Raw genomic sequence first — 13,260 nt, forward strand, 5'->3', positions numbered from 1 at the left:
ATGGACCACGACACCGCCGCGCGCACGACGCTCATCCGCACGGCGTCCGAAGCCGGATCGAGGGTGTTCGCCACCATCCTGACGCGCAGCCCCATCAGCCGCATCGACATCGCGCGCCAGACCGGTCTGTCGCAGGCCGCCGTCACCAAGGCCGTCTCGCCGCTGGTCGCCGCAGGGCTCGTCGACGCCCCGCCGGCGACGCAGCGCGACGGCAACCCCGGCCGCCCCGCCGCGCCGGTCTCGATCGTGCCCGGCGCGATGGTCATGCTCGGGGTCAAGGTCAACGTCGACGAGGTGATCGGCGTGGCCACCGATCTGTCGACCGACGTCCTCGTGTGCGAGAGCCGCCCGCTCGCGGCGCACGACCCGCACACCGCCGCCGACACGATCGTCGAGGTCGTGGCGGCGCTCGAGGCGGGCCTCGGCGACAAGGCGGACGCGATCGCCGGTGTCGGGGTGTCGGTGTCGGGTGACGTCGACACCGCGGCGGGCGTCGTCCGCGAGTCGGCCATCATGGGCTGGTCCGACGAGGCCTTCGGCGCCGAGCTGCAGCACCGCCTCGGCCGCCCCGTCACGCTCGAGAACGACGTGCACGCCCTGACCGTCGGCGAGCACTGGTTCGGCGTCGGGCTCGGCACCGAATCGTTCGCGATCGTCACGATCGGCCGCGGCATCGGCAGCGGCCTGCACCTGAACGGGCAGGTCGTCACCGGCGCCTACGGGGTCGCCGGCGAGATCGGGCATCTGCCGCTGGCCGACCCGTCGCGCATCTGCCCGTGCGGGCGCCGTGGCTGCGTCGAGGCCGTCGCCTCGACCCCTGCGATCGAGGCGTCGCTGTCAGCCGCGCTCGGACGCGACATCGGCATCGAAGAGGCGGTGCGCCTCGCCCACGCCGGCGACCCGGTCGCCGACGCCGCCTTCCGCGAAGCGGCGGCCCTCGTCGGCACCGCGATCGCGACACTGGTCAACCTGACCGGTCCGGAGCTCGTCATCATCGGCGGAGAAGGCGTCGCGGACTTCGACCTGTACGACGCGACGCTGCGGGACGCGTTCGCCGCGCACGCCTTCGGGGCTGCCGCCCAGTGCCGCATCGTGGTGCGGCCGCACACCTTCCAGGACTGGGCACGGGGCGCCGCCGCGGCCGCCATCCAGTCACTGGTCCGCTGACGCCGCTGCGCGGCATCCACCTGTCCGGAGAAGACATGTCCGTCATCACGCACGCCCGAGCCATGCTCGTGGACATCCCCGTCGAGACCGTCCGCACCGACGCGGTGCAGTCGTTCCTGAAGCAGGAGACCGTCGTCGTCGACCTCGAGACGTCGGACGGCACACCCGGGCGCGGATACTCCTACACGATCGGCACCGGTGGGCGCGCCGTGCTGTCGATGCTGCAGGACCACCTCCTGCCCGCTGTCGTCGGACAGGACGTCCGCCGCCCCGAGGCGGTGTGGCGCCACGCGTTCACACAGACACGCGCCACCACCGTCGGCGCCATCACATCGCTCGCGCTCGCGGCCATCGACACCGCCGTGTGGGACGCCCGCTGCCGCCGCGACGGCGAACCGCTGTGGCGGGCCGCCGGTGGTGCGAACCCGGAGGTGCCGCTGTACGACACCGAGGGCGGCTGGCTCCACATCGACACCGACACGCTCGTGGCCAACACGCTCGCCGCCCGCGACGGCGGCTGGCACGGCTCCAAGCTCAAAGTCGGCTCGCCCGATGCGCGCCGCGACGTCGAGCGCCTCGCCGCGGTGCGCGAGGCCGTCGGTCCCGGCTACCGGCTCATGGTCGACGCCAACCAGGGCCTGACCCTCGCCGACGCTCGCGCGCTGGCCCGAGCCCTCGAGCCCTCGGGCATCTCGTGGCTCGAGGAGCCGCTGCCCGCAGACGACGTGTCGGCGCACGCGAAGCTCGTCGAGTCGACGACGATCCCGATCGCCGTGGGCGAGTCGCTCTACTCGGTCGGCCAGTTCAAGGAGTACCTCGCGAGGGATGCCGCCACCATCGTCCAGCCCGACGTCGCGCGGGTCGGCGGCATCACCCCATGGCTCAAGATCGCGCACCTCGCCGAAGCCTTCAACGTGCCGGTGTGCCCGCACTTCCTGATGGAGCTGCACGTGAGCCTCGTCGCCGCCGTCCCGAACGGTCGCATCGTCGAGTACATCCCGCAGCTGCGCGCCGTCACGTCCGCCGACCTCGTCGTCGCAGACGGGAGCGCAACCGCCCCCGACGCCCCCGGAATCGGCATCTCGTGGGACGAAGACGCCCTGGAGAACCTGCGCGTGGCGTGAAGACCGGCGCCGGGGCGCTTCCGAAGGACGCGGCGCCGGGCCTCACGGCCTACATTGGGCCCATGGCCCGCGCGACGAAGGCTCCGTCCTGGAGCGTCTCCGACATCCCCGACCAGTCCGGACGCACCGTCGTGGTGACCGGGGCGAACAGCGGGCTCGGGCTCGCCACCAGCCGCGCCCTGGCGGCAGCCGGCGCTCATGTCGTGCTGGCCGTGCGCGACACCGTGCGCGGCGAGGCCGCGGCCGCCGGCATCCCCGGCAGCATCGAGGTGCGCCGGCTCGACCTCGCCGACCTCGCCTCGGTGCGGGCGTTCGCGGGGGCGTGGGATGCCCCGGTCGACGTGCTCATCAACAACGCGGGCGTCATGAACCTCCCGCAAGCCCGCACCGCCGACGGCTTCGAGATGCAATTCGGCACCAACCACCTCGGCCACTTCGCCCTCACCAACCTGCTGCTCCCGCACATCACCGACCGCGTCGTGACCCTCTCGTCGGGCATGCACCGGGCACGGGGCACGCGGATCCATCTCGACAACCTCGCCCTCGACGGCGAGTACTCCCCAGGCGCGGCGTACAGCCAGTCCAAGCTCGCGAATCTGCTGTTCACGCTCGAGCTGCAGCGGCGGCTCGGTGAGGCGGGCTCTCCGGTGCGCGCCCTCGCCGCGCACCCGGGCTGGGCGGCCACCGAGCTGCAGGGCCACGACGCGAACGCCGTCCGACGCGCCCTCATGCTGTTCGGCAACCGGTTCGTCGCCCAGGATCCGGCAGGCGGCGCACGGCCGACCCTCTATGCAGCCGTCGCCGACCTGCCGGGGGCGAGCTACGCCGGCCCCGGCGGGCGGCTCGAGCTGCGCGGCGCGCCGGTGCTCGTCGACCGTTCCGCGGCGGCGTCCGACGCCGAGGTCGCCCGGCGCCTGTGGGACGCCTCGGAGCAGCTCACCGGCGTCGGGTTCCCGGCCTCGCTGCCGAACCGGTGAACCTGGGCGGGGAGCATCCACCTCACGCATAGGCGGCGCTCCGTGACCGCACAGGCTGGGTTCCTACCCTCGGAACCATGCCTGATTCGTCGCGCCCGAAAAGAGGGATCCTCACCGGACTCGCCGGATTGGTGGGCCTCAGCGCCGTCACCGGGGTGCTGATCGCCGCGACGGTCACCCCGGCCGTCGCCCTCACCAGCAGTGCGGCCAGCGGGGCGCTCACTCTCTTCGACGACCTGCCGAGCACGCTCGAGATCGACCAGCTCATGCTGCCGAGCAACTTCTACGCCACCGACCCCGACACCGGGCAGCCGGTGCTGCTCGCGAAGTTCCTCGAGCAGGACCGCACACCGGTCTCGTACGACCAGGTCGCGCCGGTGATGTACGACGCGATCCTCTCCAGCGAGGACCCGCGCTACTACGATCACGGCGGCGTCGACGCCATCGGCACGACCCGCGCGGTGCTGTCGAACCTCGCGGGTGGCGGCGAGACGCAGGGCGGATCGACGATCAGCCAGCAGTACGTCAAGAACGTGCTCGTCCAGCAGTGCGAGGCGAGCGCCAAGACCTCCGACGAGAAGTACGCGTGCTGGACGGACGCGACGACGTCCAGCGGCACCGAGGGCATCGAGCGCAAGCTGCAGGAGATGCGGTATGCGATCGCCCTGGAGCAGAAGTACTCCAAGGACGAGATCCTCCTCGGATACCTCAACATCGCGAACTTCGGCGGCACCACCTACGGCATCGAGTCGGCCGCGCGGTACTACTTCGGCACGTCCGCGGCGAACCTCACGCTCGGCCAGGCCGCCACGCTCGCCGGCATGGTGCAGAACCCGAACAGCTACCGCATCGACCGCACGGACGGGTCGATCACGACGTCCGACGGCGCGAAGCTCAACAAGGCGCCCGACGGCGCGGTCGACGACGTGCAGGGCAACGAGCTCGCGGCGCTCGACTCATTGCTGGCCGACGGCACGATCACGCAGGAACAGTACGTCGCCGCCGCCGACGGCTACACCTCCACCAAGGGGCGCCAGCTGTACGTGCTGAGCCGCATGCTCGCCGACAAGAAGATCACGCACGACCAGTACGTGGCTGCCGCGATCGAGCCGATCTCCCCGACGATCACGCCCACCGTGACCGGATGCGCGGCCGCCGGCGGCGCCGCCTACTTCTGCCAGTACGTGAAGGACACGATCCTCAACGATCCGGCGTTCGGCGAGACCCGCGCCGACCGCCTGCAGACCCTCCAGCGCGGCGGTCTCAACGTGTACACGACGCTCGACTCGCGCGTGCAGTCCGCCGCCGAGCAGGCGATGACGACGTACGCGCCGGCCTCCGCCGACATGCCGACGGCGAAGGATGCCGCGACCGGCCGGTTCGGATCGACGTCGGTCAGCATCGAGGCCTCGACCGGCCGCATCCTCGCGATCGCGCAGAACACGACGTTCAGCGAGGACGCGGCACACGACGGCGACCCCTCCTACTCGTCGCTCGTGTTCGCCGGCGACCTCGCCACCGGAGGTTCCACCGGCTTCAACGCCGGCTCGACGTTCAAGCTGTTCACGCTGCTCGACTGGCTCGAGAAGGGGCATTCCGTCAACGAGTCGCTCGATGGCCGGCTGCGCGTGTTCGAGCACCTCACCAACTCGTGCGAGGGCGACTGGACCAACACCTCGAACACCCTCGTGAACAACTTCGGAAAAGCTGCGGGCAAGTGGGGCACGCCGCTGCAGTTCACCGCCAGCTCGCTCAACACCGGGTACTTCGCGATGGCCGAGAAGCTCGATCTGTGCGACATCGAGAAGGTCGCGAGCCGCCTGGGCGTCACACAGGCGGACGGCGACGCGATCACGATGAAGAACCTCAACTCGGTCATCGGCACCGCCGCGGTGTCGCCCATCGCGATGGCCGCGGCCTACGCGACCGTCGCGAACGGCGGCACCTTCTGCGAGCCGACTCCGATCGACCGCGTGACGGACGCCGACGGGAAGGAGGTCGCCGGGCTGGAGCACTCGTGCACCGCCGCACTGGATCCCGAGATCGCCGCGACCGCCGCCTACGCGCTCCAGGGCGTGATGGCCTCGGGCGGCAGCGGTACGCAGGGCAACCCCTGGGACGGCACGCCCGTGCTCGGCAAGACCGGCACGCACGAGGCATGGCAGACGTGGCTCATCGAGTCGAGCACCAAGGTGACGACAGCCACGTGGGCCGGCAACGCCGACGGCTTCGGCGACGTCTTCAACACGCGCTACAACGGCAACCGGCTGTCGGACATCCGCTACCGCATCGGCAAGGCCGTGCAGTCGGCCGCGAACGCCGCCTACGGCGGCGACGCGTTCCCGACGCCCGACGCGGATCTCGTCAAGACCGCGCAGGTCACGCTCCCCGATGTCACGGGTCTCAGCGTCGCCGACGCGCAGAGCCGGCTCGAGACGGCAGGGTTCACCGTCAGCGTCGGCGACGCCGTGGACTCCGACGTGGCCGCCGGGCTGGTCGCGACCCAGGACCCGGGTGCGGGCCGCGTCACCGCCGGCACGACGGTCACGCTCCACCCGAGCACCGGCATGTCGCCCTCAAGCCCGGGTGACGGCACCGGGAACGGGAACGACGGCACCGGGGACGGGAACGGCAACGGCAACGGCAACGGCACCGACACCGACACCGACACCGGCGGCACCGGCACCGGCACCGGCAACAGCGGCACCGGCACCGGCACCGGCACCCACGGGTGACACAGCGGACGAGTGGATGCCGCGGGTACGGCATCCACTCGTCCGGGGTTCGTGCGACTACTTCAGGGCGTCGTAGAGGTCCTGCTCCATCTGCAGGAACTGGGACAGGCCCAGACCGTCGAGATCGCTGAGGTACGCCTGCCACGCGCCGTCGTCGTTGATGTCACGCTGACCCGTGACGAACTCGGCCTGCGCCTGGGTGACGTAGTTCGCGATGTTCGTCTGCAGGTCGGCGAGCTCGGCCGACGTGTCGGCGTCCGGCCACAGCTTCTCGGCCGGGAACAGGATGCTCTCGTCCGGCTGGTACGGCTCGTACAGCTGCGTCGCCTGGAGCAGCCGGCGCTCGTAGCCGTCGGTCGTGTAGATGTCCTCGGGGAACACCTGCGAGTTGCGGAACTCCAGCGAGTCCCAGTACTGGCCCATCGAGCGCCACGCCGCGTTGGACGTCTCGTCGTAGGTCAGCGGGCGGAACGTCGGGTCGAGCTCGGGGTCGAGCGCGACGTCGCCGGCCTCGGCCGGCACCCAGGCCTCGCCCTCGGGGCCCATCGCGGCGCGCTTCGTGCCGTCGTCCGTGACGATGTAGTCGATGAGCTTGATCGCCTTGATGCGCTCCTCCTCGCTGGACTTGTTGGTCAGCGCGAACATGCCGAGCGGGTTGACCGGCGACTTCCACGTGGCCAGCTGCGTGCCGTCGGGGCCGGCGACCGGTGCGATCGCGTCGTAGTGCGTGTCGCGGCCGTCCGGAGAGTTCGCCGTGACGAACTCGTACGGGTGCAGCACCGCGGCCGAACCGAGGATCTCGGCGCCCGCGTTGTCGCCGAGCGCCTTCAGGGCGTCGCCGTTCTGCGTGAAGGACCCCTTGTCGAGAAGACCCTCGGCCGCCAGCGACTCGAGGTACTTGAGACCCTCGCGCCACGCATCGGACGTCGCAGCGAGCTGCACCTTGCCGTCGTCCATCACCAGCGGCGGCGGGCTCGACGGACCGCCGACCGGTGCGTACGTGAACGCGTTCATGAAGAAGTTCATGATCGGCTCCGCGGCGGAGGCGCTCAGCGGCACCTCATCGGCCTGCCCGTTGCCGTTCGGGTCGTCGTTCTTGAACGCCCGCAGCACGTCGCGCAGCTCTTCGGTGGTCGTCGGGGCCTCCAGGCCGAGCTTGTCGAGCCACGTCGTGTTCATCCACAGCTTCGACGGGAAGCTGCAGTGGAAGCACTCGCTCCACTGGGTGATGGCGTAGATGTGGCCGTCGGGAGCCGTGACCGACTGCTTCCAGTCGGGCTTCTCCTCGAAGCGCTCCTTGAGGTTCGGCGCGTACTCGTCGATCAGGTCGTCCAGCGGCACGAGCACGCCCTGCTGGCCGTACTTGAGGATCTCGCTGCGAGAGAAGGCGTCCACCCACGGCACCAGGAAGTACGCGTCGGGATAGTCACCGCTCGCCAGCGACACCTGGCGCTTCTCGCCCGCGACGCTGCCGTCGTAGGTCGTCGTCTGCCAGTCGAAGTCGATGTCGAACTTCTTCTCGACCTCCTGCGTGAACAGGTTGTCCTTGAGCGAACCGTTGTCGCCCTGCGGGCCGAAGGCGACGAGCTTGCCGTTGTCGTCGTCGGCCGCGGGGGTGCACGCCGCCATGGCGACGGTCATCGCCAGGACGGCGCCGACGGCTGCGACGCCTCGGATCATGCTGTGTTTCATTGCCGGAATCTCCTTTGCCCGGGTCATTCGAGTGGTGGTGGGTCTGTGGGAGGGGTGGGTCAGCCCTTGACGGCGCCGACCATGATCCCCTTGTTGAAGTACTTCGCGACGAACGGGTAGACGACGAGCATCGGCACGGTCGCGATGACGACGGTCGAGTAGCGCAGCAGGTCGGCGAGCTCGCGACGCCGCAGCTGCTCGGTGACGTCGCCGCCGCCGGCGCCGGTGTCGTTGAGGATCAGCAGCCCGCGCAGCACGAGCTGCAGCGGCTGGAGGTCGGCGTTGCGCAGATACATGAGCGCGTCGAAGTACGAGTTCCACTGCATGATCGCGTACATGAGCGCGATCACCGCGATGAGCGGCTTCGCCAGCGGCAGCACGATCGTCCAGAGGATGCGCAGCTCGCTCGCGCCGTCCAGCTGTGCCGCCTCGTAGACCTCGTCGGGGATCGAGGAGCGGAAGAACACCATCGCGATGATGACCTGCCACACGCCGATCGCGTTCGGCAGCAGCATCGACCACCGGGTGTCGAGCAGTCCGAGGGACTGCACGACGAGGTACATCGGGATCACGCCGCCGCTGAAGAGCATCGTGAAGACGACGGCGCCGGTGAGCACCTTGCGGCCGAACAGGTTCTGCCGCGACAGCGGGTAGGCGATGGCGACCGTGCCGGCGACGCTGATCAGGGTGCCGACGACGGTGTAGAAGACCGAGTTGGCGAAGCCTCGCAGGATCGCGGGGTTGCCGAGCGCCTCCTGATAGCCGAGGAACGTGAGGTCGACCGGCCAGAACAGCACCTGCCCCGACGACACCGCCCGCGGGCTGGACAGCGAGCTCGCGATGATGTTGAGCAGCGGCAGCAGCACCACCAGCAGGAAGACCGTCAGCAGCACATAGGCGGCGATCACGAAGGCACGGTCGCCCTTGGTCTCTTTGACCTTGACGCCCAGGTACGGCGAGCGCCGGCGGTTGCGGTTGCGACCGGGCACGACCACGGCGGCCGTCGCGGCCTCCTCGGCGAGGAACGCCTCGTTCTTGATGACAGTGCTCACCACAACCCATTTCCTGTGACGCGCTTGGACACGGTGTTGACGACGAGCAGCAGCACGAGGCTGATCACCGCGTTGAAGAGACCGATCGTGGCTCCGAGGCTGAAGTTCGCGTTGAGGATGCCCGTCTTGTACACGTAGGTCGGGATGATCTCGGATGTCGACAGGTTCAACGGGTTCTGCAGCAGGAACGCCTTCTCGAACCCGATCGCCATGATGTTGCCGACACCCAGGATGAGGATGATGGTGGCGGTCGGCATGAGCGCCGGCAGATCGACGTGGCGGATCTTCTGCAGCCGCGAGGCGCCGTCGATCTTGGCCGCCTCGTACAGCGACACGTCGACCGAGGCGAGCGCGGCGAGGTAGATGACCGCCGAGTACCCGGTGGTTGTCCACAGGTCGGTCGCCACGTAGATGTGCCGGAAGAAGTCGGCGTTCGCCAGCAGGTCGACCTGGCCGGCGCCGAAGAAGCTCAACGTGCGCCCGAGCAGTCCGACGCGTGGCGAGAGCAGCAGGATCGTCATCGACACGATGACCACGGTCGAGATGAAGTACGGCGCGTACGTCACGAGCTGCACCGTGCGCTTGAAGAACCGCAGCCGCACCTCATTGAGCGCGAGCGCCAGGATGATCGGCAGCGGGAGGCTCGCGATCAGGGTGTACAGCGCGAGGATGAACGTGTTGCCCACCAGGCGCGGGAACACCGGGTTGCGGAACAGTCGCTCGAAGTTGTCGAACCCGACCCACGGGCTCCCCCACACGCCGTCGATGGGGTTGTAGTTCTTGAACGCGATGACCGCGTTGGCCATCGGCACGTAGCGGAACACGATGAACCACACGATGGGCAGCAGCAGGAGCAGGTACAGCTGCCAGTAGCGCCGCAGGCTGCGGACGAATCGGGTGCGATTCGACACACGCGGCGGCTGCTCGATCACCGCCTCGATGGGCGGCGCTTGCTCGGCACTGAGCTTCATCTGGATCCTCCGGGGAGTTACTTTACGTCGTAATATTATGTTGTCGATCTCGATTCCGCTACCGAATGATCCGACCTTTTTTGGGAACGTCGCTTCGGGGCCCTCGTAAGGAGGCGTTGGGTGTCCGCTCTCTTCGACGTGCGCGACTACGGCTGGCAGCCGGGCGCGGACGACGCCGGCGAAGCTCTCCGGGCCGCGATCGACGCGGCCCGATCCACGCCGGGACGCGCCAGATTGGTGCTCCCGCCGGGTGATTTCCACCTGTGGCCCGAGACCTCGATCCACCGCGAGCTGTTCGTCTCGAACACCGTCGGCATCGACCCGCGCTTCGCGGAGAAGTCGATCGGCATGCTGCTCGACGGGGTGACGGACCTCTCGGTCGAGGCCGACGGCGCCCGGCTCGTCGTGCACGGCAGACAGACCTCCCTCGCGGTGATCGACGGCCGCGGGGTCGACGTCCAGGGGCTCGAGATCGACTGGGCGGTGCCCACGGTGATCGACGTGGCGGTGGCGGATGCGGGTGTCGACGCCGCCGGCGCGTGGCGGGTCCTCACCGTCCCGGCTCAGAACGGGTTCGACCTCGACGGCACCGATGTCGTGTGGCGGTCCGAGCGCTCGCCTTTCACCGGCGAGCTCTACTGGGCGGGGCGCAACGCGCTCGCGTACAGCCAGGTGTGCGATCCGGCGACCGGCCGCGTGCGGCGCGCCCCCTGCCCGCTGTTCGACGACGTCGCCGCCGTCGAGCGCGTGGATGCCCGGACCCTGCGGATCTCGTACGCGACGGCATCCCCTCCCGACGATCGGGGGCTGGTCTATCAGCTGCGCGAGACGGATCGCGACCATCCGGGCATGCTCGTGCTCGACTCGGCGGACGTGGCGCTGCGACGCCTGCGCATCGACTACCTGCACGGATTCGGGCTCGTCGCGCAGAACAGCGCGGATCTCACCCTCGACGGCGTGGTGTTCCGCGCGCCCGAGGGCGACGGACGCGTGACCGCAGGATTCGCGGACTTCGTGCAGTGCTCGGGCATGCGCGGCCGCGTGACGATCCGCGACTGCGAGTTCGACGGCCCCCACGACGACCCCATCAACGTGCACGGCACGTATCTCGCGGTCGCCGCGGCGGAGCGGGATGCCGTCACGCTCGAGTACCGCCACGACCAGACCGCCGGGTTCCCCTCGTTCGGCGAGGGCGAGCAGATCGAGCTCGTCGACCGACGGACGCTGCAGCCGGTGCACGCGACGACCGTCCGGCGCGCGACGGGGCCCAGCGGGCGCGACCTGGCGTCGGCGGGGCTGCCGATCCGCGTCGGGCTCGCCGAGCCGCTGCCCCCCGACGTGCTGGCGGCGGCGCACGCGGGCCTCCTCGCCGCCGAGAACCTCACCCGCACCCCCGAGGTCACGATCTCGGGGTGCGCCTTCCGGCGAGTGCCGACGCGCGCCATCCTGGTGACCACCCGCCGCCCGGTCCGCATCGAGGGGTGCCGCTTCGAGGGCATCGCGATGCCGTGCATCCAGATCGCCGCAGACGCGTCGGACTGGTGGGAGTCCGGCCCCGTCACCGACGTCGCGATCGTCGGCAACGTCTTCCGGGACGTCACCGCCGGCGTGCTCGAGGTGGCCCCGGGCGTCCCCTCCGGTGGTCTGCCGGTCCACGGCGCGGTGACGTTCGAGGGCAACGACGTCGAGCTCGCCGAGCCGCTGTTCGCCGAGCTTCGGGGGCTGCGGGCCCTGGTAGCCCGGGAGAACCGCGTGCACCTCGCCGACGGAGGACCGCCCGTGATCCACGTGGATGCCGGCGGCCGAGTCGACTGGGACGGACCCGAGCCGCCGGCTGTCGACCTCTGCCGCTGAGGTCGCCGGATCAGCGCGTCAGCAGGTAGACGTCGCTGCGATGCAGGTCGACGTGCTCCGCGACGCGGAAGCCGAGCGCCTCGAGGTCGGCGACACCCCACGTGTCGGGCGCCGCGCCGCTCTCGTACTCGACCAGCCACACCCGCGTCACGCCGGTGAACCGCCCGAGCGCGGCCGCCTCCGGGATGCCGTAGGTCGTCGCGTGCCACGTGGCGCTGTCGGCGTACGGCGTCTTGAGCAGCACGTCGTCGACCGTGGCGAACGCCGCCGGGTCGGTGTCGAGCGCGAGCCGCGGTCGGCGCGACGGCCGCACCGAGTCGTCGAACACGATCGCGTCTCCGCTCTGCGCGTGGCCCTGCACGGTGGCGGCGATGTCGTTCCAGTCGGACTGGTTCTTCGCCCACGCGGTGCGCTGTCCCACCCACACCGGAGCCGCGGCGACGAGCACCGCGGCGACGGCGATCGCGGCGATCGCGGTGTGCGGCATCCGACGCGACCAGTGGATGCCGTCCAGCCGCCGCACCCCGAGAGCGATGAGGATCGCGGCGGCCGGGGCGGCGAACGTGCCGTATCGCGGCGTGTAGTCGGCGATCACGGTGCTGGCGAGCAGCAGCGCGCCGGTGGGGATCACGAGCCAGGCGAGCGCGACCGTCTCGAGGTCGAGGAGCTGCGGCTCCTGCCGCCGCCGCACCCGTGCGCGCACCCAGAGCACCGCCGCCACGACGATCAGCGCCCCCGCGACGACGGCGAACGGCCACGCGCCGAACCACATCTTGACGAGCACCGTGTTCGGCGTCACCACGTCGCGGTGGGCGAGGAAGGCGATCTGATGCTTCTCCAGCTGGGCGAGCACGAGCAGCGGGCTCACCGCGACGAGCGCAGCGCCCGACGCGACCGCCCAGTGCCGCAGGTGGCGGCGCCGGTCGCGGTCCGTCGCCAGCACGACGCCCACCGCGACGGCGAGGAGCGCCAGATACAGGAAGACGTAGACGCCGACGGTGAGCACGACCGCGTAGACGGCCCAGCCGCGGCGTGACGGCATCCCTCGCCGAAGCAGCTCGACGGCCACGACCCAGAGCAGCGTCGCGAGGGCGGCGGAGAACGCGTAGCCGCGCGCCTCCTCGCCGGCGTAGGTCAGTCGCGGCAGCACGGCCGTCACGGCGCCCGCGAGCACGGCGAACCGGATCGACCCGGGGCGGCCGGCCCCGCCCAGCCGCCCGCACAGCCACGTCACGGCCGCCGCGCACACGCCGATCGCGAGCGCCGACGGCAGCCGCACGGCGAACGGGCCCGACCCGAACAGCCGCACCCATTCGTGCAGCCCGAGGTAGTACGCGCCGTGCACGGCGTCGACGCGGGTGAGCATCGACAGCAGGCTGTCGAGCGGGCGCGTGGCCGACAGCACGCTCGCGGCCTCGTCGCCCCACAGCGACGGGATCCACGAGCCGGCCATGCTCACGAGCGCTGCGACGACCCCGACGATCCCGGCGGCGCGTCCCAGCCGGAGGGGGTCGACGCCGGGCGCTTCATGCGACGCTGACTCGCGATCGCTCGCCGCAGCCGCCGCCGGCGTCCGGTCCGCCACCGGCGCTCCGGCGGCGCCGACCGGGCCCGACCCGAACCTCTCCGGTGAGACGCTCACCCCTTCAGCGTGCTCCTCATCCTCTGTGAACGGGCAGAGAATCCCG

General features: G+C 70.4%; 9 protein-coding genes. 5 read left to right on the forward strand and 4 right to left on the reverse strand.

Annotation, left to right across the window (positions count from 1 at the left end):
* From ACFWJ8_RS15795 to ACFWJ8_RS15810, 4 genes are all read left to right on the forward strand, one after another.
* Nucleotides 1-1,167, forward strand: a complete 1,167-nt coding sequence (locus ACFWJ8_RS15795; RefSeq protein WP_378813306.1) for an ROK family protein — start codon at nt 1-3, stop codon at nt 1,165-1,167.
* Nucleotides 1,168-1,202: 35 nt separating this feature from the next.
* Nucleotides 1,203-2,291: a mandelate racemase/muconate lactonizing enzyme family protein gene (locus ACFWJ8_RS15800; protein ID WP_378813308.1), complete on the forward strand. Its 1,089-nt coding sequence runs from the start codon at nt 1,203-1,205 to the stop codon at nt 2,289-2,291.
* 62 nt (nt 2,292-2,353) lie between these two features.
* Nucleotides 2,354-3,268, forward strand: coding sequence for an oxidoreductase (locus ACFWJ8_RS15805; protein WP_378813310.1), 915 nt, complete (start codon nt 2,354-2,356; stop codon nt 3,266-3,268).
* Nucleotides 3,269-3,345: 77 nt separating this feature from the next.
* Nucleotides 3,346-6,003, forward strand: coding sequence for a transglycosylase domain-containing protein (locus tag ACFWJ8_RS15810; protein ID WP_378813312.1), 2,658 nt, complete (start codon nt 3,346-3,348; stop codon nt 6,001-6,003).
* 57 nt (nt 6,004-6,060) lie between these two features.
* Here ACFWJ8_RS15810 and ACFWJ8_RS15815 read toward each other — a convergent pair whose 3' ends face one another.
* From ACFWJ8_RS15815 to ACFWJ8_RS15825, 3 genes are read right to left on the reverse strand one after another with little or no spacing between them, the layout of a single operon-like run.
* Complete coding sequence (locus tag ACFWJ8_RS15815; RefSeq protein WP_378813314.1) at nt 6,061-7,695, reverse strand: extracellular solute-binding protein; 1,635 nt, start codon at nt 7,693-7,695, stop codon at nt 6,061-6,063.
* A 59-nt stretch (nt 7,696-7,754) separates the two neighbouring features.
* Nucleotides 7,755-8,747 carry a carbohydrate ABC transporter permease gene (locus ACFWJ8_RS15820; protein WP_378813316.1) on the reverse strand — a complete coding sequence of 331 codons (993 nt, stop codon included), beginning with the start codon at nt 8,745-8,747 and terminating at the stop codon, nt 7,755-7,757.
* On the reverse strand, nt 8,744-9,718 hold the full coding sequence (locus ACFWJ8_RS15825; RefSeq protein ID WP_378813318.1) for an ABC transporter permease: 975 nt from the start codon (nt 9,716-9,718) through the stop codon (nt 8,744-8,746). The genes ACFWJ8_RS15820 and ACFWJ8_RS15825 overlap by 4 nt, the downstream gene beginning before the upstream one ends.
* 120 nt (nt 9,719-9,838) lie before the next feature.
* Here ACFWJ8_RS15825 and ACFWJ8_RS15830 point away from each other — a divergent pair, with 120 nt between their 5' ends.
* Nucleotides 9,839-11,572: a hypothetical protein gene (locus tag ACFWJ8_RS15830; RefSeq protein WP_378813320.1), complete on the forward strand. Its 1,734-nt coding sequence runs from the start codon at nt 9,839-9,841 to the stop codon at nt 11,570-11,572.
* Between the two features lie 10 nt (nt 11,573-11,582).
* On the opposite strand, the gene ACFWJ8_RS15835 is transcribed toward ACFWJ8_RS15830, so the two are convergent.
* A complete protein-coding gene (locus ACFWJ8_RS15835; RefSeq protein ID WP_378813321.1) occupies nt 11,583-13,214 on the reverse strand; it encodes a hypothetical protein in 1,632 nt (543 codons plus the stop codon).
* Nucleotides 13,215-13,260: the final 46 nt, after the last annotated feature.

The organism is Microbacterium sp. NPDC058389 (assembly GCF_042722305.1).
GTDB lineage: Bacteria > Actinomycetota > Actinomycetes > Actinomycetales > Microbacteriaceae > Microbacterium.